Annotated in this window: 21 protein-coding genes; 9 read left to right on the forward strand and 12 right to left on the reverse strand. The window is 65.2% G+C overall.

The genetic code is table 11. From position 1 onward, the window contains the following. Positions 1 to 86 precede the first annotated feature (86 nt). From BMY06_RS27315 to hemP, 3 genes are all read left to right on the forward strand, one after another. Positions 87 to 485: an OsmC family protein gene (locus BMY06_RS27315; RefSeq protein WP_074986413.1), complete on the forward strand. Its 399-nt coding sequence runs from the start codon at positions 87 to 89 to the stop codon at positions 483 to 485. A gap of 45 nt (positions 486 to 530) precedes the next feature. After that, entirely contained in the window at positions 531 to 1,019 is a 489-nt protein-coding gene (locus BMY06_RS27320) for an SRPBCC family protein (protein WP_065061375.1), read from the forward strand. A 194-nt stretch (positions 1,020 to 1,213) separates the two neighbouring features. Continuing rightward, on the forward strand, positions 1,214 to 1,477 hold the full coding sequence (hemP, locus tag BMY06_RS27325) for a hemin uptake protein HemP (RefSeq protein WP_074986415.1): 264 nt from the start codon (positions 1,214 to 1,216) through the stop codon (positions 1,475 to 1,477). Positions 1,478 to 1,949: 472 nt separating this feature from the next. Here hemP and BMY06_RS27330 read toward each other — a convergent pair whose 3' ends face one another. The 6 genes from BMY06_RS27330 to uvrB form a co-directional block, all read right to left on the reverse strand. Further along, positions 1,950 to 2,357, reverse strand: coding sequence for a GlcG/HbpS family heme-binding protein (locus BMY06_RS27330; protein ID WP_074986417.1), 408 nt, complete (start codon positions 2,355 to 2,357; stop codon positions 1,950 to 1,952). A gap of 140 nt (positions 2,358 to 2,497) precedes the next feature. Beyond that, complete coding sequence (locus BMY06_RS27335) at positions 2,498 to 3,916, reverse strand: 4Fe-4S binding protein (RefSeq protein WP_074986419.1); 1,419 nt, start codon at positions 3,914 to 3,916, stop codon at positions 2,498 to 2,500. Positions 3,917 to 3,926: 10 nt separating this feature from the next. Continuing rightward, positions 3,927 to 4,772, reverse strand: coding sequence for an FTR1 family iron permease (locus BMY06_RS27340; RefSeq protein ID WP_065061414.1), 846 nt, complete (start codon positions 4,770 to 4,772; stop codon positions 3,927 to 3,929). Positions 4,773 to 4,854: 82 nt separating this feature from the next. Then, a complete protein-coding gene (locus BMY06_RS27345; RefSeq protein WP_065061371.1) occupies positions 4,855 to 5,208 on the reverse strand; it encodes a cupredoxin domain-containing protein in 354 nt (117 codons plus the stop codon). Between the two features lie 117 nt (positions 5,209 to 5,325). After that, entirely contained in the window at positions 5,326 to 5,874 is a 549-nt protein-coding gene (locus BMY06_RS27350) for an iron transporter (protein WP_065061370.1), read from the reverse strand. Between the two features lie 359 nt (positions 5,875 to 6,233). Further along, positions 6,234 to 8,315 carry an excinuclease ABC subunit UvrB gene (gene uvrB / locus BMY06_RS27355; RefSeq protein ID WP_074986421.1) on the reverse strand — a complete coding sequence of 694 codons (2,082 nt, stop codon included), beginning with the start codon at positions 8,313 to 8,315 and terminating at the stop codon, positions 6,234 to 6,236. Between the two features lie 470 nt (positions 8,316 to 8,785). On the opposite strand from uvrB, the gene BMY06_RS27360 reads away from it, so the two are divergent. After that, positions 8,786 to 9,985 carry an amino acid aminotransferase gene (locus BMY06_RS27360; protein ID WP_065061368.1) on the forward strand — a complete coding sequence of 400 codons (1,200 nt, stop codon included), beginning with the start codon at positions 8,786 to 8,788 and terminating at the stop codon, positions 9,983 to 9,985. A gap of 143 nt (positions 9,986 to 10,128) precedes the next feature. Here the strand turns inward: BMY06_RS27360 and BMY06_RS27365 are convergent, their stop codons facing one another. Together BMY06_RS27365 and BMY06_RS27370 are read right to left on the reverse strand one after the other, a co-directional pair. Then, positions 10,129 to 11,439, reverse strand: a complete 1,311-nt coding sequence (locus BMY06_RS27365) for a DUF3734 domain-containing protein (RefSeq protein WP_074986423.1) — start codon at positions 11,437 to 11,439, stop codon at positions 10,129 to 10,131. Between the two features lie 15 nt (positions 11,440 to 11,454). Continuing rightward, positions 11,455 to 12,258: a 3-hydroxybutyrate dehydrogenase gene (locus BMY06_RS27370; RefSeq protein ID WP_065061366.1), complete on the reverse strand. Its 804-nt coding sequence runs from the start codon at positions 12,256 to 12,258 to the stop codon at positions 11,455 to 11,457. On the opposite strand from BMY06_RS27370, the gene BMY06_RS38990 reads away from it, so the two are divergent. From BMY06_RS38990 to BMY06_RS27380, 3 genes are all read left to right on the forward strand, one after another. Next, on the forward strand, positions 12,245 to 12,607 hold the full coding sequence (locus tag BMY06_RS38990; protein ID WP_124263056.1) for a hypothetical protein: 363 nt from the start codon (positions 12,245 to 12,247) through the stop codon (positions 12,605 to 12,607). The genes BMY06_RS27370 and BMY06_RS38990 overlap by 14 nt on opposite strands. Beyond that, positions 12,604 to 13,575 (forward strand): potassium channel beta subunit family protein, encoded by a 972-nt coding sequence (locus tag BMY06_RS27375; RefSeq protein WP_074986426.1) that lies wholly within the window; start codon positions 12,604 to 12,606, stop codon positions 13,573 to 13,575. Before BMY06_RS38990 ends, BMY06_RS27375 begins: the two co-directional genes overlap by 4 nt. Before the next feature lie 243 nt (positions 13,576 to 13,818). Continuing rightward, complete coding sequence (locus BMY06_RS27380; protein WP_074986428.1) at positions 13,819 to 14,664, forward strand: 23S rRNA (adenine(2030)-N(6))-methyltransferase RlmJ; 846 nt, start codon at positions 13,819 to 13,821, stop codon at positions 14,662 to 14,664. A gap of 105 nt (positions 14,665 to 14,769) precedes the next feature. Here the strand turns inward: BMY06_RS27380 and BMY06_RS27385 are convergent, their stop codons facing one another. From BMY06_RS27385 to cueR, 3 genes are all read right to left on the reverse strand, one after another. Next, a complete protein-coding gene (locus BMY06_RS27385; RefSeq protein WP_074986430.1) occupies positions 14,770 to 15,093 on the reverse strand; it encodes a hypothetical protein in 324 nt (107 codons plus the stop codon). Between the two features lie 206 nt (positions 15,094 to 15,299). Further along, complete coding sequence (locus BMY06_RS27390; protein WP_074986432.1) at positions 15,300 to 15,446, reverse strand: DUF3563 family protein; 147 nt, start codon at positions 15,444 to 15,446, stop codon at positions 15,300 to 15,302. A gap of 310 nt (positions 15,447 to 15,756) precedes the next feature. Continuing rightward, positions 15,757 to 16,173, reverse strand: a complete 417-nt coding sequence (gene cueR / locus BMY06_RS27395; RefSeq protein ID WP_065061362.1) for a Cu(I)-responsive transcriptional regulator — start codon at positions 16,171 to 16,173, stop codon at positions 15,757 to 15,759. A gap of 175 nt (positions 16,174 to 16,348) precedes the next feature. On the opposite strand from cueR, the gene BMY06_RS27400 reads away from it, so the two are divergent. Next, a complete protein-coding gene (locus BMY06_RS27400; protein WP_065061361.1) occupies positions 16,349 to 16,555 on the forward strand; it encodes a heavy-metal-associated domain-containing protein in 207 nt (68 codons plus the stop codon). A gap of 13 nt (positions 16,556 to 16,568) precedes the next feature. Next, positions 16,569 to 17,498 carry a dTDP-4-dehydrorhamnose reductase family protein gene (locus BMY06_RS27405; protein ID WP_074986433.1) on the forward strand — a complete coding sequence of 310 codons (930 nt, stop codon included), beginning with the start codon at positions 16,569 to 16,571 and terminating at the stop codon, positions 17,496 to 17,498. 82 nt (positions 17,499 to 17,580) lie between these two features. On the opposite strand, the gene BMY06_RS27410 is transcribed toward BMY06_RS27405, so the two are convergent. Next, complete coding sequence (locus tag BMY06_RS27410) at positions 17,581 to 21,093, reverse strand: error-prone DNA polymerase (protein WP_074986435.1); 3,513 nt, start codon at positions 21,091 to 21,093, stop codon at positions 17,581 to 17,583. Between the last annotated feature and the right edge of the window lie 10 nt (positions 21,094 to 21,103).

The raw sequence follows: 21,103 nt of genomic DNA on the forward strand, positions 1-21,103 counted from the left end.
ATGAGGTTTCACTGGCCGCCCGTCGCCCGCCGTATCGCGGGCGCCGCGGCCGTTCTCCGTTCAACCGTTCCGTTAGCGAGAAGCGCATGACCGATTCCGTAGTCACCGCACACATCGGCTCGACCAACTATCAAGTCCAGTTCGACGACGGCACCCACACCTGGATCGCCGACGAACCGGCCTCGCTCGGCGGCGGCGACCGCGGGCCCTCGCCCTTTTCGCTGCTGCTGTCGAGCCTGGGCGCCTGCACGTCGATCACGCTGAAGATGTACGCGCAGCGCAAGGAATGGCCGCTCGAAGGCGTGCGCGTGAAACTGTCGATGGAAACCGGCAGCGCGGGCACCATGATCGACCGCCAGATCGCGCTCGAAGGCCATCTCACGGAGGAGCAGCGCGAGCGCCTCCTGCAGATCGCGAACGCGTGCCCGGTGCATAAAGTGCTCACGAATACGATCACGATCCGCTCGGGGCTCGTCGTCGCCTGAAGGCGGCGCGCCCGGCGCACGGACATAGACACACAGGACGTTGCCTTGAATTTCGAACACCTTATCCAGATCAACGACCCGCAGAACCCGCTCGTCCTGCCGATGACACGCGACCAGCTCTGGGAAGGCCTCGTGCTGCGCGCCGAGCAGCCGCAGCTGTTCGTGATCGGCCTCGACGGCTGCACGATCCTCGCGCAGGAAGCCAACACGATGGAGCGCGAGCTGCATTACGGCCAGGCCACGGTGCGCGACCGCGTGACGTTCACGCTCAACGAGAGCGTGCGCTACGACATCCTGCCGACCGCCGAACACGTCGGCGGCTCGCTCACGATGACGATCGAGGAACCGGAGGAGGCGCAGCTGTTCCTGCGCTTCGAGTACCGCACCACCCTGCCGGCCGCCGAAAACGAGGACGATCGCCAGACCTCGGAGATCGTGAAGTCGGCGTATCGCGAGTCGGATATCGACACCGTGCGGCTGATCCGACAGTACGTGCAGGGGATGCCCGGCGAGCAGGACGCGCCGCTGCATTGAGAATTTTGCCGATGCACGACGCGCGCGCGGAGGTTGCCGGGCGCGCGTCGACCTTGTTTTTCAAGCCTTATTTCACGCGCCACGCATAAAACTATCGGCACACGAATCCGATGAATTTATCGCAGTTGAAAATGGGAACGATTATCATTTAGAATTCATCCATCGAATCGAGACACACACAAGACGTCACGTTCATGACTGAATTCAATCGCTCATCGACACTCAGCCTGCGCCGTAACGGTTCCGCGCTGACCGGCTCGCGACCCGCGAAACCCGTCACCGCCGCTGCCGCGCGCAAGAGTGCCGACACCGCCAGCACGGCAGCACCGGCCAGCAGCGAGCGAACGCTCGACAGCACGGCCCTGCTGCAAGGCCGAAGCCATGTGAGCATCCTGCACAACGGCGAGACGTATCAGCTGCGCGCCACGCGTTTGGGCAAGCTGATTCTCACCAAGTGAGGCAGGCAGATTTGTTGTAGTACCGAGTATTGTGGGGACCGCCTCCATCGAGAGGCGTTGGGCAGTAGCCAGCAACGACGGCTTGCACGCGAGATCTAGACCCCTTCGTGCAGACATCCTTCAAGCCAGCCGTCACAGCAAGCCAAGCCATTTTTTTGTTCTCACCTGTGATGACGGAGCGGCGCGCAAAGCGTGCCCGCCCGAGGCGAGCGCCGCGGCATGGTCCGCGGCGTTTGTCATTTCTATGGGGTATTTTTTTATGCCGCCTGGGGATGGCGAGCCAGCGCTCGCCTGCTTGTTCGACTGTGTTGCTCGGTACAGCGGCGATGCGTGAGCCGCGATTATAACCACAGCTCCGCTTCGCCGCGCGTAAACCCTGGCGGTTTGCTCGGTTACTCAGGGCAATCGTCGAGACGACTGCCGGAAACATCGATCGGCAGCCCTAAGCGAATCCGGGCAAGACCCGGCAATCTCACTCGATCCCGAGCGCCGCAATGCCGGCGCGCGCGATCTCCGCGTCCTGATCGGACTTCACGCCCGACACGCCCACCGCGCCGATCACGTCGCCATTCACGACGATCGGCACCCCGCCCTCCAGCATCGCCGTGAGCGGCGCGCTCAGGAACGCGGTGCGGCCCTGGCGGATCGCCTCTTCGTAGAGCCGGCTTTCGCGGCGTCCGAGCGCCGCCGTGCGCGCCTTGCCGGGCGCCATCTCGGCGCTGATCGGCGGCGCGCCGTCGAGGCGGCGCAAGAACAGCAAATGCCCGCCATCGTCGACGATCGCGATCGTCACGTTCCACTCGTTCGCACGGGCGTGCGCGGCAGCCGCGTCGGCTACCTTCGTCACATCTTCTTCGGTCAGAACTGCTCGCGTTCGCATACGTCTCTCCGAAAAGTCAAAAACCGGGTGGCAAAGGCCAACCCGGTTTTCGAGATTAACATCCGACGGCGCGCGGCGACACGCTGATCCCGCATATAGCGGCCGCGCGCGATGAAGCGCTTAGTGAACGCGCGCCACGATCAACGCGTCCAGCCCCAGAACATCAGCCACCACGCGCTGTCGACCACCGCCAGCGCGAGCGCGAAGCCCACGAAAGCGAGTCCGCGCTGCCAGAAACGCGCGCTGTAACGGCCCGTCACGCGCCACGCGAGCCACGCGCTCCACAGATTCGTGATGACGAGAATGCCGATGCGCACCTCGGTCGCCCAGTCGAGCGGCACGTGCTCGGCGCGCAGCAGCGAAAGCGTCGTGGCCGAGAGGCCGAGGAACACGCCCGCGCCCGCGAGCGGAATCAGCGACTGCGCGAGGTGATGCAGACGGCGCATCTCGAAGCGGCCGAGCACCGCGCTCGACGCCGCGAGAATCGCGAACAGGACCGTGCCGTAGATCAGCCCCGTCGTCATGATGTAGCCGACGATCATGGTGCCGTCGAGCCACGAGAACACGTCGTTCTGCGCCGGATAGTGCGTGAGCAGGAACCACGGCGCGTTGGTGTCGAGCGGCCAGGTGATGTCGCGGTCGATCAGCCAGCCCGCGAGCCACTGCTTGATGTCGATGAACCACGGCGAACCGGTCCAGTGGAACGCGCCGATCGCGATGCCGAGCAGGCCGTACAGAATCAGCGCCGTGTCCCAGCCGCTGGCCTGGCTGTCGCCGAGTTCGACCACTTCTTCCGCCGGCGAGCGCCACGTCAGCGCGATGGCGTCGCGGTGGCCGCTGCAGCGTCCGCACATGTGGCACTGCGCGGCGCCCTTCATGTTGCGCAGGGGCACGAGCGGCGCGCAGTTCACGGGAATCACGCGATGTCCGCCGTGCTCGCCGTGCGTGTACGAGTTGCGCCACGCGTCTTCGTCGACCTTGAAGCGGAACGGCGCGAGGCGCGCCAGAAGCGCAAAAACCCCGTTCACGGGGCAGAGGTATTTGCACCAGACGCGTTTCTCGCGTCCGTACAGGAATCCGATGATCATCGCGCCGAGCGTCGATCCGCCCAGCACCAGCAACACCGCCTTCGGGTACTGGTAGACGCTCACCATCTGTCCGTAGATGGTGGTCAGGCCGAAGGCCACGAACGGCCAGCCGCCCCAGCGCATCCAGCGCGGAATCGCCCAGCCGCGCCCGAACTTGCTGGCGAACTCGGTGAGCGCGCCTTCGGGGCAGAGCACGCCGCACCAGACGCGCCCGAGCATCACCATCGAGAGCAGCACGAACGGCCACCAGATGCCCCAGAACACGAACTGCGCCGCGAGCGTGAGGTTGTTCCACAGGTGCGCCGTATCGTCGGGCAGCGGCATGACCGCGGGCACGAGAATCAGGAACGCATAGACCGCAACGACGACCCACTGCACGGCGCGGATAGCCGCACCGTGCCGTTGCATCCATTGGCCCGCCTGGGCCAGCTTGCCCCGCTTTTGCAGCGGCGGGGCCGATGCACAACTCATACTGCTTCCCTCATGCTGCTGTCCTTTTGGTCATGGCGGCGTGACGTCCGCTCGCGCGGCGCGCGAGGAACCCTACCACCAGCCAGTACACCGCGTAAGCGATCAGGTTCATCAGCGCCGGATGCGCACGATAACCCGTGAGCGTCGCGACGAGCGAACCGAAAGTGCTCGAATCGTCGAGGATCGCCGACGAATTCCACACCTGGTCGACGATGGTCGGCAGGATTTCCTTGTCGATCAGCTTGTCGACGCCCGTCTGAAACAGGCCCGCACCGAGGAACAGCAGCATGATCTCGGTGACGCGGAAGAAATAGCGCCACGAGAAGTACTTGCCGCCCAGCTGCAGAATATAGAACGTGAGGAACGCAAGGCCGAGGCCGAGCAGCACGGCGACGTACTGGCTCGCGTCGACGTGGCCCGACTGACCGAAACCGAGACCGTAGAGGAAGATCACCGTCTCGCTGCCTTCGCGCGCGATGGCCAGCGCGACCAGCACCGTGATGCCCCACCAGTTCGCATCGCGCGTGCTCTTCTCGAGCGACTCTTCCATCTCGCGCTTGAGCGTGCGGCCGTGCTGCTTCATCCACAGCACCATCTGCACGATCAGCACGCAGGCGACCAGCACCATGCCGGTCTGGAAGTAGTCCTGGGCGTCGCCCGAGAGCACTTCGGTGAAGCCCACGAGCGCCGCGCCCAGCGCGATCGCCGCGAGAATGCCCAGACCCACGCCGGCCCAGAGATACGGCAGACCACGGCGCGCGTCGGCGTCGCCGTTCTTCAGCCACGCATACAGAATGCCGACCACGAGCAGCGCTTCCACGCTCTCGCGCCAGACGATGAACAATACCTGACCCATTCCTTGGCTCCTGCCGCCGGCACACGCGCCGGCCGCGTTCTTCACTTCATGACGATGACGGCTTCTGGCCGATCGAATCGCATCACTTCGCGACGATCACACCCTGCGCCTGCTGATGGAAATCGTCGAAAAACTTGTACTCGCCCGGATCGAGCGGCGCGATCACGACGAACGAATCCGCGCCCGGCGCCAGCACTTTTTCCTTGCGCAACTGAACGCTCTCGAATTCGGCCGCGCCCTTGCCCGTGTTACGCACCTCGATCTTGATGCGCTTGCCCGCCGGCACTTCGATGCGCGCGGGGTTCAGCTTGCCGTCGGTCATTTCGAGCTTGAACGTCGGCAGATCCTCGGCGTGCGCCACCGTGGCCACGCCCGCCAGCGACGCTGCAAAAGACGCGCTGAGCGCGAGCGCCGCAAACTTGCGAATTCCGGTCATGAGTCTTACCTGCTCCTTCGTGTCCTGCGCGCAGCGACTGCGCGCGACTCGGGGTCCTGCTGAATGCTTCGCGACGCGGCCCGCGCGGCGACTGGCGCGCGCGGGCCGCATGCGGATTTAGTAACCGCCCTTCTTGCCGATGCCCGCGAACGGGAAATCGTATTCGATCGTGATGGGCTTGAACCACGGGCCCACGCCGGTTTCCTTGTCGACGTGACGGCCGAACGCCATGTGGCCCGTCTGCATCGGCGCTTCGACGATCAGCTTCAGGTGGTACTTGCCGGGACCGGCGAGCTTCACGTTGTCGCCGTAATGCGGGCCGTCGTTGGCGACCATCGGCATCAGGTCGCCCTTTTGCACGTAGCTCGAACCCGGCTTCGAGAGTTCGTAATGGACCTGCAGATACGGCATCCAGTCGCCTTCGGCAAAACCGGTCGGGTTGTTCTTGACCGCGTGGATGTCCGACTCGAGGTGGATGTCCGAGTCCGACGCCTTGCGCATCATGCCTTCCGGTTCCATGGTGATCGGCTGCAGATAGACCGCGCCGATTTCCATGCCGCCCTGGATGGCCTGCTTGCCGATCGGGTATTCGGCCGCCTGGGCCGAGAACGCCGCCGCTGCGGCCGCCATGACGACGGTGCCGCGCACGAAAGATTGGATCCGCATCGAAACTCCTGATTTTTTTATGAGTGATACCACCGAACCGACAACGCGCATCAACCTGAAAATGTTAATGCGAACAATTCTCAATAATGGCGGAGTTTAACACCGAAGCCAGTGCGGAACAATTTGTGGAAGCCAGAAAGCCCCATCGCAACAGGGTTTTAGCACCGTTACACACGTAAGCTTAACGGCGCCTTACGACTGGATCCGAATCTATTTTCGCGATACGGCGATCCGAAAGCCAATTGCAGGATTAAGCGAGGAAAACACTGAAACCGGCGCAAGCCAAAAAGAAAGCGCGCGATCAAAAACCCCGCGCGCGTTCGCCGGTTTTCCCTCGCGCCCGTCGCCAGGCGCCACGATCAGGCCGGATGGTCGCCCACATTCGCGCCGAACACGCGCTGGCGCAGCACGGCCAGTTGATCGCGCGTCTGCGCCGCCTTTTCGAATTCGAGGTTCTTCGCGTAGTCCATCATCTGCTTTTCGAGCTTCTTGATTTCCTTGGCGAGCTGCTTCTCGGACATATCCTCGAACTTCGCGCGCTCCTGCTCCTCGCGCAGCTCGGCGCGCGCTTCGTCCACGTTGTAGACGCCGTCGATGATGTCCTTGATGCGCTTGACCACGCCGCGCGGCACGATGCCGTGCTCCTCGTTGAAGGCCATCTGCTTCGCGCGGCGGCGTTCGGTTTCGTCGATCGCCTTGCGCATCGAGTCGGTGATGCGGTCGCCGTAGAGAATCGCCTTGCCGTTCACGTTACGCGCCGCGCGCCCGATCGTCTGGATCAGCGAGCGTTCGGCGCGCAGGAAACCTTCCTTGTCCGAATCGAGAATCGCCACCAGCGAGACCTCGGGAATATCGAGGCCCTCGCGCAGCAGGTTGATGCCGACCAGCACGTCGAACGTCCCCAGACGCAGATCGCGGATGATTTCCACGCGCTCGACCGTGTCGATGTCGCTATGCAGATAGCGCACCTTCACGCCGTGATCGGCGAGGAACTCCGTGAGCTGCTCGGCCATGCGCTTGGTCAGCGTGGTGACCAGCACGCGCTCGCCCACCGCCACGCGCTCGTTGATCTCGCCGAGCACGTCGTCGACCTGGGTGGACGCCGGCCGCACCTCGATCACCGGATCGACGAGGCCCGTGGGCCGCACCACCTGCTCGGCGATCTGGCCCGTGACGCGCTTCTCGTAGTCGGCGGGCGTTGCCGACACGAAGATCACCTGGCGCATCTTGCGCTCGAACTCGTTGAACTTGAGCGGCCGGTTATCGAGCGCCGAGGGCAGACGGAAACCGTAATCGACGAGATTTTCCTTGCGCGCGCGGTCGCCGTTGTACATGCCGTTGAGCTGGCCGATCAGCACGTGCGATTCGTCGAGGAACATCATCGCGTCGGGCGGCAGATAGTCGACCAGCGTCGGCGGCGGCTCGCCGGGCATCGCGCCCGAAAAGTGCCGCGAATAGTTCTCGATGCCCTTGCAAAAGCCCAGTTCCTGAAGCATTTCGAGGTCGAAGCGCGTGCGCTGTTCGAGGCGCTGCGCCTCCACGAGCTTGCCTTCGGTGTGGAAGAACTCCAGCCGGTCGCGCAACTCGGTCTTGATGGTCTCGACGGCGCGCAGCACAGTCTCGCGCGGCGTCACATAGTGCGACGACGGATACACCGTGAAGCGCGGAATCTTCTGGCGCACGCGGCCCGTGAGCGGATCGAACAGTTGCAGCGTTTCCACTTCGTCGTCGAAAAGCTCGACGCGCACGGCCATTTCGGCGTGCTCGGCGGGGAAGATGTCGATGGTGTCGCCGCGCACGCGGAAGGTGCCGCGCTGGAAATCCTGCTCGTTGCGGCTGTACTGCATGGCGATCAGGCGCGCGATGACGTCGCGCTGGCCGAGCTTGTCGCCCTGGCGCAGCGTGAGAATCATCTGGTGATACTCGGACGGATTGCCGATACCGTAGATCGCCGACACGGTCGCGACGATCACCACGTCGCGGCGCTCCATCAGGCTCTTGGTCGCCGACAGCCGCATCTGCTCGATGTGCTCGTTGATCGACGAATCCTTCTCGATGAAGAGATCGCGCTGCGGCACATAGGCTTCCGGCTGGTAGTAGTCGTAGTACGAGACGAAGTACTCGACGGCGTTGCGCGGAAAGAACTCGCGGAACTCGGCGTAGAGCTGCGCGGCGAGCGTCTTGTTCGGCGCGAACACGATGGCCGGACGGCCGAGGCGCGCGATGGTGTTCGCCATCGTGTAGGTCTTGCCCGAGCCCGTCACGCCGAGCAGCGTCTGGAACGAGAGGCCGTCGCCCACGCCTTCGCAGAGCGTCTCGATGGCCGTCGGCTGGTCGCCGGCCGGCAGGTAGGGCTGATAAAGCTGGAACGGCGAGCCTTCGTACTGGACGAATTTCGACTCGTCGAGCGCGGGCGCGTCGGCCACGGAATGGTCGGACATGGGTGACATCCTGTGCGCGGAGCAAACAACTATTCTAGCGTCTCGCCCGATCTTGCCGGGGGGCGAGCCTTGGGGGCGCCTGCCGGGTCTTGCGGGGCGCGACGGCGCGGCTGCGGCGTGCGTTCCGGAACCGTTTTCGCCGTCGGCAAAAGGCAAGCGGAGAGCTGACAGAAGGAACAGATGGGGCGTCGCAGGCGCCGCTGCAAGGGCCGCGCCGCACGCTGCGGCGGAAATTCACGCGCGGGCGCGGCGGCTGCGACATCAGGTGCAGACCAAATGGCCCCGCTGGCGTCGCAGTCGGCGGAAATACGGCCGGCGGATTCGTTACAATAGCGAGTTGCGTGGCCGGCTGCCCGGCGCTCGTCGCTCGCGAGGAGCGCGCCAAAGAAGTCCCGAATCTGCCGAAGTACCGGCGAATATCGGCAGCGTGTGGTCCACCGAGCTTCTCCCTTCACTTTTGCCGAACCATCATGTCCCTCTTTTCCGCTGTCGAACTCGCCCCCCGCGACCCGATCCTGGGTCTGAACGAAGCCTATAACGCCGATACGCGCGCGACCAAGGTGAACCTCGGTGTGGGCGTGTACACCAACGAGGACGGCAAGATTCCGCTGCTGCGCGCGGTGCGCGATGCGGAAATGGCCCGCGTGGAAGCCGGCCTGCCGCGCGGCTATCTGCCGATCGAAGGTATCGCCGCCTATGACGCGGCCGTGCAGAAGCTGCTGCTCGGCGACGACTCGCCGCTGCTGGCCGCGGGCCGCGTCGTCACGGCGCAGGCGCTGGGCGGCACGGGCGCGCTGAAGATCGGCGCCGACTTCCTGAAGCGCGTGAACCCGAACGCCAAGGTTGCGATCAGCGACCCGAGCTGGGAAAACCACCGCGCGCTGTTCGAAAGCGCCGGCTTCGAAGTCATCGCCTACCCGTACTACGACGCGCAGACCAACGGCGTGAACTTCGAAGGCATGCTGAGCGCGCTCAACGGCTACGCCGCGGGCACGGTCGTCGTGCTGCACGCGTGCTGCCACAACCCGACCGGCGTCGACCTCACGATCGACCAGTGGAAGCAGGTGATCGAAGTCGTGAAGGCGCGCGAGCTCGTGCCCTTCCTCGACATCGCCTACCAGGGTTTCGGTGACGGCATCGCCGAAGACGGCGAAGTCGTGCGCCTGTTCGCCGCTTCGGAACTGAACGTGTTCGTGTCGTCGTCGTTCTCGAAGTCGTTCTCGCTGTACGGCGAGCGCGTCGGCGCGCTGTCGATCATCACGAGCAGCAAGGAAGAATCGACGCGCGTGCTGTCGCAACTCAAGCGCGTGATCCGCACGAACTACTCGAACCCGCCGACGCACGGCGGTTCGGTGGTCGCCGCCGTGCTCGGCTCGGCCGACCTGCGCGCCATGTGGGAAGCCGAACTCGGCGAAATGCGCAACCGCATCCGCGCGATGCGCACGGGCCTCGTCGAACGCCTGACGGCGGCCGGCGTCGACCGCGACTTCAACTTCATCAACGTGCAGCGCGGCATGTTCTCGTACTCGGGCCTGACGGCGGCGCAAGTCGACCGCCTGCGCGAAGAGTTCGGCATCTACGCCGTGAGCACCGGCCGCATCTGCGTGGCCGCGCTGAACACGCGCAACCTCGACGCCGTCGCGACCGCCGTCGCCGCCGTGCTGAAGTAAGCGTGCCGAAATAAGCGATTCGCCTCGATGCGCCGTTTTCGGACGGCGCGTCGAAGTGAGACGAAAAAGGCGTCCGTTCGCAAGAACGGACGCCTTTTGTTTGGGCGCAGACTACTGCGCCTGCCTGAGCGCAAATCGCGCGTTCAACCGTGCCCGTGCATATCGCGATGGATATCGTGCGTGACGAAGCCCGAATCGTTATCGGGTTTGTCGAGCCACCCCGGTTGCCCGAGCGACGCGCGGATGTCCTGCAAGCCGCTCGTCCAGTGCTCGCGCATCGTCGAAATGCCGAACTGGAAGTCCTTGAAGTGGCCTTCGTACTCCTTGTGCCGGTAGATCAGGTGGATCACGTTGTACTTCTTCGAGCACGAGAGTTCGTCCGCCAGCTCGATCCACCTGTCCTGCCGATGCTCGGGCGCGACGCGCTCCAGCACCTCGCGCAGCACGTGCCGGAAACGCTGCGAGCGTTGCAGCATGTCGGTGACCATCCGCGTGCGGCTCGAATACTGGATGTCCTTCATGCGGCCCTGCACGTCGGTGATGTTGTCGGGCACCGGACCGCGCGCGCTCCATAAATCGACCTGAAACGCGAGCGTGTCGCGCCGCGGCGTGGTCTGAATCACCTCGTAGAGCGGCGTGTTCGACATCAGACCGCCGTCCCAGTAATACTCGCCGTCGATTTCCACCGCCGCGAAACCCGGCGGCAACGCGCCCGACGCGATGAAATGCTCGGGGCGCAGCGTGGTGGTCGAATTGTCGAAGTAGACGAAGTTGCCCGTGCCCACGTTCACCGCGCCCACCGAGACGCGTATCTCGCGCGAATTGATGCGGTCGAAATCGCAGAGCCGTTCGAGCGTGGCCTTGAGCGGCGTGGTGTCGTAATAGCTCGCCTTGCCCGGCTCGCCCGCCGCGGTGGGCAGCGGCGGCGGAAAGCGCGGCGTGAAGAAGCCCTTCTGCCCTTCGATCACCGCGCCCGCCGCCTGCAAGGCCGTGAAGCTCTTGCGCACGGCGTCACCGGAATTGAACAGCGCGTGCTCGATGAAGGCCGGCAGCGGCGGACTCCACGCGGGCTGGCAGATCGTCTCCCAGAACTCGCGCAGACGCGCCACGCGATGCTCGGGCGCATTGCCTGCGATCAGCGCCGTATTGAGCGCGCCGATGGAAATGCCCGCGATCCAGTTGGGCGCGATGCCCGCCTCGAACAGCCCTTCGTACACGCCCGCCTGATACGCGCCGAGCGCACCGCCGCCTTGCAGCGTGAGCGCGACCGTCTCCCATTGATCGGAGTCGCTCGCGCAGCGCGAGACGCGCGGGTGCGCGCCGGGACGGGGAGCGGTTTCAGCGCCCGCCTGTACGCCTGCCGGTTCGCCAACCTGTGCGCCCGTGGCGGCGCGTACGCCGGTCGCGTCGTCGACGGCGCTCGACTGCGCCTGCCCTTTCTTGCGTTGCGCCATGACCGGCCCTCCGCGTTACTGCATGAACCAGCCGTGGCTCACCACGAACGACTGACCCGTGAAGGCCGCCGTGGGGAATGCCGAGAGGAACAGCACCGTTTGTGCGACGTCCTCGACGGTCGTGAAGATGCCGTCGACGGTGCCGCCAAGCATGACGCGCTTGACCACTTCCTCTTCCGAAATGCCGAGTTCCCTGGCCTGCTCGGGAATCTGCTTTTCGACCAGCGGCGTGCGCACGAAGCCCGGACAGACCACATGCGAGCGCACGTTGTGCTTGCCGCCTTCCTTCGCGAGCACGCGCGCGAGACCGAGCAGCGCATGCTTGGCCGCCACGTAGGCCGACTTGAGCGGCGACGCTTCGTGCGAGTGCACCGAGCCCATGTAGATCACCACGCCGCCGCGGTCGTCCTTGTACATATGCTGGAGCGCGGCTTTGGTCGTGAGGAACGCGCCGTCGACGTGAATCGCCTGCATCTTCTTCCAGTCGGAGAACGCGTAATTCTCGATGGGATTGACGATCTGAATGCCGGCGTTCGAAACGAGAATGTCGATCGAGCCGAATTCGGCGGCCACGCGGTCGATGCCCTGATTGACGGCGTCTTCGTTGGTGACGTCCATGGCCACGCCGATCGCCTTGCCGCCCGCGCCCTTGATCTCTTCGGCGACGGCGTCGGCGCCGCTCTGGTTAAGGTCGGCGATGGCGACGGCCGCGCCCGCCTGGGCGAGCGTGAGTGCGATCTGCTTGCCAATACCGCTGGCCGCGCCGGTAACGACCGCGACCTTGCCATCGAGCTTCGAATTCAGAGTGAGAGACGACATCGAGCACCTCCAGGAATGGGACAACGACGTAGAAGAGATGAGACCTCGACGCGCGCATACCGTCAAACCTGTCGAATGGCTTAAGCGTTTTCCTGCATTTGTCCTACGCCATCCGGCCGGATGTTGCGCCGCGGCCAACCGCGCTATTGTGCATGAAGCCGCGTGTCGCAAGCGTCGATCTGGACAAGGCGGCGCAGGCTTGCCGCAGCGCATCGTCGCGCGCAGGCACGGCGGCGGTTCGGCCATCCATGCGGTCCGGCTGTTCAACCGCTTGCACAACGCCGCGCGCGCGCAGCGCGGCCCGCGCGATCGTGCTAATTTGGCGAGCTCAACAAGGAGGCGTTCATGAACTATCGGCGACTGGGCCGCTCGGGCCTGCAGGTTAGCGAACTGTCTATCGGCTCGTGGGTCACGTACGGCAATCAGGTCGATCGCAATCTCGCGCGCGAGTCGCTCGCCGCGGCGCGCGATGCGGGCGTCAACTTCTTCGACAACGCCGAGGTCTACGCAGGCGGCAAGTCCGAGGAAATCATGGGCCAGGCGCTCAAGGAACTCGCCTGGCCGCGCGTCAGCTACGTGGTCTCCACCAAGTTCTTCTGGGGCTTGAACGAAGCGCCCAATCAGTACCACACGCTCAATCGCAAATATCTGCTGAATGCCATCGACGAATCGCTCAAGCGGCTGCAGCTCGATTACGTCGACCTCGTGTTCTGCCACCGCCCCGACCCGAACACGCCGGTTGAAGAAACCGTCTGGGCGATGAGCGACATGATCACGCGCGGCAAGGCCTTGTACTGGGGCACGTCGGAATGGAGCGCGGAGGAAATCCGCGCCGCGTGGGAAATTGCCGAACGGCATCATCTTCACAAGCCGGTCATGGAACAGCCGCAGTACAACCTGTTCCATCGCCGCCGCGTGGAAGACGAATATCGCCGCCTGTACGAAGACATCGGCCTTGGCCTCACCACGTGGAGCCCGCTCGCCTCGGGGCTGCTGACCGGCAAGTATCGCAGCGGCGTGCCGTCGGACAGCCGGGCGCAACTGCAAGGCTACGACTGGCTGCGCAAGGAAGTCACCGACGCGGACAAGAACGCCATCGTCGGCAAGCTCGCCGACTTCGCGAAGGAACTCGATTGCACGGTCGGCCAGCTCGCACTCGCGTGGATCCTGAAGAACCCGCACGTGAGCACGGTCATCACGGGCGCGTCGCGCGTCGAGCAGATCGGCGAGAATATGAAGGCGCGCGATGTGGCCGAAAAGATCACGCCCGAAGTGAAGGCGAAGATCGAGGCGATCGTCGGCGAGCATTACGAGTAAGGCGGCAACTCAGCCTTTGGGCCAGGCCGCGCTGCACGACGCTGTACAATACGCGGCCTCGCCGGCATGCCTCGTTCCCGAAGCACGTGAAACGCCGCCGGCGCGCATCGCCAGCGGCGCGTCCCGAAAGAGCTTGCTCGAAAGAAGCTCTCGAAAGAACCTGAGCGCCGCCGTTTATCGTTTCACCGCCATTGGCGCGCAAGTGCGCGCGCCGGTCGCCACCTTCCTCGCGTCCGCCCCAACATGCTGAGCTACCGCCACGCCTTCCACGCCGGCAATCACGCCGACGTCCTCAAGCACGCCATCGTCGTGCAACTGCTGCAGTACCTCGGCAAGAAGGACAAGGCCTACTGGTACATCGACACCCACGCGGGCGCGGGCGCCTATGCGCTGCGCGAGGGCTACGCCACCAAGAATGCCGAATTCGACACGGGTATCGGCAAACTCTGGGGTCGCAGCGACCTGCCGCCGATGCTTTCGGATTACGTCGACGAAGTCGCGGCGCTCAATCCCGACGGCAATCTGCGCTTCTATCCGGGTTCGCCCTATCTCGCGTGGCGTCTGATGCGCGAGCAGGACCGCATGCGTCTGTTCGAGCTGCACAGCACGGAAATCGACGTGCTGCGCCATCGTTTTCACGACGCCGGCCGCCGCGTGATGATCTACGCGGGCGACGGTTTCGACGGCATCAAGCCACTTCTGCCGCCGCCGCCGCGCCGCGCGCTGGTGCTGATCGATCCGTCGTACGAGGACAAGCGCGATTATTCGCGCACGATCAAGTGCGTCGAGGATGGACTGCAGCGCTTCGCGACCGGCACCTACGCGGTCTGGTATCCGCAGGTCACGCGTCCCGAATCGCAGCGCTTTCCCGAGCAGCTCAAGCGTCTGCAGGACAAGAACTGGCTGCACGTCTCGCTGTCGGTGAAGCGTCCGCCGCACGATGGTTTTGGTCTGTTCGGCAGCGGCATGTTCATCGTCAACCCGCCGTACACGCTGGTCGCCGCGCTCAAGGAAACAATGCCCTGGCTCGTCAAGACGCTCGGCGAGGACGACGGCGCGCAATTCAAGCTCGAATCGCGCGGCGATTGATGCCTGGCGACTAACGCCAGACGATTTCACGCGGCATGCCCGTTCGCGGCATGCCCACTCGATTCATCCCGCTACTTACCGCACCTTGTTGCGCCCTGTTGCGCTTTATTGCGCAGGCGCGTACTGCTGCTGCGCGGGCCGCGGACGCGGCGGCCGCCCGCCCCCGCCACCCGGCACTTCCACATACGGCGCGACGATGATCGGCTGCTGATTATTGGCATCCGGCGACGGTAGCTGCTGCATCGGCACCATCTGCGACTGGCCGAGCGGCGCATTCTGCAACACGATGCCCTTCTGGCCGTCACTGATCCCATGCTGCGTATCGAGGATCAGCGGCTGTCCCGCCTGCGCGCCGGCGCTGGTCAATGCGCCAAGCGTCACGAGCGCAAGCGCACACACGGAATGGTGAAAAAAGTTGACTGGCGCCATGAACGTCCCCCGGTAGAAGAAAGCGACTCCACTGTGTTGTCGGCTTGTCGCAAAAAAGACTTTACCTTACCGCGGTGGGAAGGCTGAGACTGCCTTCATCGAAGCGTTTCAGACACGGAGCGCCGGAGCACCAGAACGCCGGACCGCAGAAATGACAAAGCCCCGCCAAGGCGGGGCTTGCGACAGCGCAGATTGCCTGCGGCTGCTTACAGCGAGTAGCCGTTCGATTCGAGCGAGCGGATACGCTGTTCGAGTTGCACGATGTCCGACGAGGAAGCGAGATACGCTTCGCGGCGACGACGTTCGGCAGTTTCAAACCAGGTGCTCAGCTTTTCAAGAAGGTACGCAAACATGATGGTGTTCTCCAAGGATCGGTCGTATCCCCGGTGGATTTGCATCAGGGATTACCCTCGTAAGGGATAACCCGTATTATAGCGGTTGCACCTGACTTTACCAGTGAATTGCTCGAATGCGGTGCATTCCAATCTGGAATGATGCGCCGCGCGCATTTGGCAACTTAATGATTTATCGACACATTTCTTGCATGGATCGGCTCAGGGCGGAGTCGGACGGCACTTTTAGCACCGATATGGTGCAAAAAGCTCCCCGGGCGAGTCGGTTGCGACAATTTGTCTGCGAGGGTTGCACCCTCGGTTGCGGCGCTCAAGCCGCGCCAGTCTGCTCCACCGGCTCAGGATCGGCGAGGCGCTCGATGATCGGGCAGTCGGGCCGATCGTCGCCGTGGCAGTGCGCGGCCAGATGGCGCAGCGTGTCGCGCATCTGCGTGAGTTCGGCGATGCGCTGGTCGAGTTCGGCCACGTGCTCCATTGCGATGGCCTTGACCTCGGCGCTCGCGCGCGAGCGGTCGTGCCAGAGCGCCAGCAGGCGGCGGATATCGTCGACGAGAAAACCCAGACGCCGCGCCTGCCGGATGAAGCGCAACGCGTGCACCTCCTCCATGCCGTACACGCGGTAGCCCGATTCCGTGCGCGCCTTGGGCGCGAGCAGGTCCACGCTCTCGTAGTAGCGGATCATTTTCGCGGTGACGCCCGAGGCGCGCGCCGCTTCGCCAATGTTCATGCTGCTCTCCTGCCGAATTGTCATCGATGTATCGATGCTACACCTTCCCACGATGGGAAGGTCCAGCGCTCGCCGGCAGTCCCGCCGATGAGCGCCTGGCCCCCACTGGCATAATCCGGCACAGGCCGCATATGTCTTTCGTCTCCTCCGTTCCGTTCACTCAGCAAAGGAAAACATCATGATCCAGTTCAACGTCGAAGGCATGAGCTGCCAGCACTGCGTCGGCGCCGTCACGCGCGCGATCCACGAGCAGGACGCCGCCGCCCAGGTCCAGATCGACCTGGCCGCGGGCCGCGTGAGCGTCGAATCGACCCAGAGCGCCGACGTGCTCAAGGCCGCCATCGACGAAGCCGGCTACACGGTCAAGGGCACGGCCGCCTGAGGCCGGGCGCGCCATGTTCAAGGTCGCCGTCATCGGCGCGTCCGGCCTGCTCGGACGCGCGCTCGTGCGCGAACTCGACGCCGAAACCGGCTGGCAGGTCGTGCAGACCGCGCACAGCCGCGTGGGGCCGCGCCAGGTCGCGCTCGACGTGCGCGATGCGCAAGCCGTCGCGGCCTTCGTCGCGCGTGAAGCGCCCGATGCCATCGTGATCGCCGCCGCCGAGCGACGCCCCGATGTCTGCGAGCACGATCCCGCCGCTGCGCGCGCGCTCAACGTCGACGCGGTGCGCAGCATCGCCACGGCGGCGAAAGCGCGCGGCGCGTGGGTGCTGTCGATCTCCACCGATTACGTGTTCGACGGCACGCAGCCGCCTTATTTGCCGGATGCCGCGCCGAATCCGCTCAACGCCTACGGCCACAGCAAGCTCGAAGGCGAGCGCGCGCTGCTCGACGCGAGCGACGATGCGCTCGTGCTGCGTCTGCCGCTGCTGTACGGGCCGATCGTCGACTGGAACGAGTCGGCGGTCACGAGCCTCGTACCGGCGATCCGCGCGGCGGCAGCGACTGCGCACGCCGCGGCCAAACCGGCGCCGATGGACGCGTGGGCCACGCGCTATCCGACCTTCACGCCCGACGTGGCCGTCGTGATCCGCGAACTGCTCACGCGCTGTGCGGATGGCGAGGCCGTGCGCGGCATCGCGCAATGGTCCGGCGACGAGCCGATGACCAAGTACGACATCGCGCAACGCATCGCGCGCGCGCTCGGGATCGAGGCGCAGTTGATCGCGCAGACGCAACCCACGGACGCGACGCCGCGTCCGCGTGACTGTCATCTCGATTCGGGCCGCCTCGAAGCGCTCGGCATCGGGCGGCGCACGCCGTTCGACGCGGGCATCGGTGCAGTGCTCGATGCGTTCGAGCGCGAGCACGCGGACAAAAACTGACCACAGCGGCGATACGCGCAGCACAGCCAGGCTGCGAAGCGCGCATCGCCCTCTCCTTTTTTCTCCTGTCGGCAAACAACGCTCAGTGGAAATCGCGGCTTTCCGTCGCGAGCCGCCCGAGCAGACGGCTGTGATCTTCGAGCCGATGCGCGACCAGGTGCACCACCTCGCCCTCGCGCTGCACGACGCCCGCCACCGCCAGTAGCGACGCCCCCAGCAATTCCTTGCGCTGCGACTCCACGAGCGCGGCGTGCACGATCACGTTGACCGAGCCGGTTTCGTCCTCCAGCGACACGAAGATCGTGCCGTTCGCCGTGCCCGGCCGCTGCCGCACCGTGACGATGCCGCACACGCGCGCGAGCATGCCGTGGCGGCAACGCGCGAGTTGCGCCGCGCTGCGAAAACGCTGTTTCGCGAGCCCTTCGCGCAGCAGTTCGAGCGGATGGCGATTGAGCGTGAGACGCAGGCTGGCGTAATCGGCGACGATCTCCGCGCCTTCCGAGGCGCGCGGCAAGTCGAGCCGCGCCTCGGCCACGGGCGCGTCGCGCAGCAAGGCCGGCACCGCATGCTGTGCGGTCACGGCCCACCACGCCTCGCGCCGATGCCCGGCGATGCTCGCGAGCGCATTGGACGCCGCCAGCGCTTCCAGCTCGCGGCGCGTAAGCCCGGCGCGGCGCGCGAGGTCGTCGACATCGGTGAACGGCGCCTCGGCGCGGGCGGCCATCACGCGGCGCGCGGCGTCCTCGGAGAAGCCCTTGATGAGACTGAAGCCGAGCCGCACCGCCGGGCCGTGGCGGCCGTAATGACGCGGCGCGAGCAGGACGCGCGCGCGCACGACGCCGCGATAGCCGCGCATGAGTGGCCGGCGACGCGTTTTTTTCTGCGCGACAAAGCTCGCCGCGTTTCCATGCACCTCATCGTTGAACGTCGCGGCGCGCAACAACGCGCGATAACGCGCGACGTCGGCACAACGCGCGGCCTCGCCATCGGCATCGGCGGCAAGACGCACGCCCGGCGCGCCGCGCACTTCCAGCACCGACTCCCAGTCGCTCAAGCCGATATCGGGCGAGCGCACCTTCACGCCATGCCGCTTCGCGTCCTGCACGAGTTGCGACGGCGAATAAAATCCGAGCGGCTGACTGTTCAGCAAGCCCGCGAGAAACGCCGCGGGCTCGTAACGCTTGAGCCATGAACTCGTGTAGACGAGCAGCGCAAAGCTCGCCGCGTGACTCTCCGGAAAGCCGTAATCGCCGAAACCCTCGATCTGCTTGCAGATGCGTTCCGCGAACTCCGGCGAGTAGCCCTTGCGCAGCATGCGCTGCGTCAGATCGGCCTGATACGGTCGCAGATCGCCATCGCGCCGCCACGCCGCCATCGCGCGGCGCAGCTTGTCGGCCTCTTCGCCGGTGTAGTCGGCAGCGACCATCGCGAGGTGCATGACCTGCTCCTGGAAAATCGGCACGCCGAGCGTGCGTTCGAGCACCGGACGCAGTTCCTCCTTCGCGTATTCCACCGCCTCCTCGCCGTGCCGGCGCTTCAGATACGGATGCACCATGTCGCCCTGAATCGGCCCCGGCCGCACGATCGCCACCTGAATCACGAGGTCGTAATACGTCTGCGGCCGCAGACGCGGCAACATGCTCTGCTGGGCGCGCGATTCGATCTGGAAGACGCCGACCGTATCGGCGTGCGTGCACATCTCGTACACGGCGCGATCTTCGACGCCGATGTCCTGCACGCGGAACTGCGGCAAGCCGCGCCGCAGCGCGACGCATTCGAGCGAACGCCGGATCGCCGAAAGCATGCCGAGCGCGAGCACATCGACTTTCAACAGGCGCAACGCGTCGATGTCGTCCTTGTCCCACTCGATCACGTAGCGGTCCTTCATGGCCGCGTTTTCGATCGGCACGAGCCGCGAGAGCTTGTCGCGCGCGATCACGAAACCGCCCACGTGCTGCGAGAGATGCCGCGGAAAACCGCGCAGCTCGCGCGTGAGGCGAATGAGCTGCTGCGTGACGTGCGAATCGGGCGAGAAGCCCGCTTCCTCGAGATGATGCGCGATCGAATCGGGACCGTCCCACCACTGATGCGCGCCCGAGAGTTTTTCGACCAGCATGGTGTCGAGCCCGAGCGCCTTGCCCACGTCGCGCAAGGCGCTGCGCGAGCGATAGGTGATCAGCGTCGCGGCCAGCGCGGCGCGGCGCGTGCCGTATTTGCGATAGATGTACTGGATGACTTCCTCGCGGCGCTGGTGCTCGAAATCGACGTCGATGTCGGGCGGCTCGTTGCGCGCGCGGGACAGAAAGCGCGCGACCAGCATGTTCATGCGCACGGGGTCGATCTCCGTGATCATGAGGCAGTAGCAGACCACCGAATTCGCCGCCGAGCCGCGGCCCTGACACAGGATCTTCTGCTCGCGCGCGAAGCGCACGATGTCGTGCACAGTGAGGAAATATTTCTCGTACTGCAGCTCGGTGATGAGCGCGAGTTCCTGCTCGATCTGGTCGCTGCGCTTCTTGTTCAGGCCGTCGGGCCAACGCTCGGCCACGCCCTTCATGACGAGCTTGCGCAGCCACGAGCCCGGCGTTTCGCCCGGCGGCACGAGTTCCTCGGGATACTCGTAGGCCAGCTCGCCGAGACTGAAAGTGCAGCGGCGCGCGACGTCGAGCGTCGCGTCGAGCGCCTCGCGCGGATAGATCGCGCCGAGCCGCACGCGCGAACGCAGATGGCGCTCCGCGTTGACTTCCAGCGCGCGGCCGCACGCCGTCAACGGCTTGCCGATGCGGATCGCGCTCAGCGTGTCCTGCAAGGGCTTGCGCGAGCGCGCGTGCATCAGCACGCCGCCCGTCGCCACGAGCGGCAGACCGCTTTCCTGCGAGACGTGGCGCAGGACTTCGATCTGCGCGTCATCGCTGCCGGTTTGCCAGAGTTCGAGCGCGAGCCACGCGCGCTCGGCCGCGAAACCCGCGAGCCAGTGCGCGGCGCGCAAGGTCTGCGCGAGCGTGGCCGTGCGCTGCGGCACGAGCAGCAGCACGCAGTCGCGCAGATGCTTCAGGTGCGTGAAATCCTGGGCGGGATCGCCGGCATGGGTTTGCGGATCAGTGAAGTCGGACGGCGTCACGCGGTACTGGCCCTTCGGCGCCCGCGAACGCGCGAGCGTGATCAGCTCGCAGAGATTGCCGTAGCCCTCGCGGTTCATCGCGATCGCCACGAGCGTGCAGAACGGCGCGCCGTCTTCATCGACGAGATTCAGTTCGCTGCCCGTCAGCAAGTGCAGCGACGGCACGAACGGGCCGGGCGTGCGCGCCTCGGCGTGCGCCTTGCGGCGCGCCTCGTCGTAGTCGTTGAGCGCGCTCCAGGCGCGCACGATGCCCGCGAACGAGCACTCGTCGGTGATGGCGAGCGCGCGATAGCCGTGACGGATCGCCTGCTCGACCAGCTCGCTCGGACGCGACGCGCCGCGCAGGAACGAGAAGTTGGTCAGGCAGTGCAGCTCCGCGTACTCAGGCAACTGCGCCGGCAACTGCGCGGGCAGCGACGAAGACGACGATGATGGTTGCGCGGGCAACGAATCGCCCGCTCCGCTGATCGACATGATGCTCGAT

The organism is Paraburkholderia tropica (assembly GCF_900109265.1).
Lineage (GTDB): Bacteria > Pseudomonadota > Gammaproteobacteria > Burkholderiales > Burkholderiaceae > Paraburkholderia > Paraburkholderia tropica.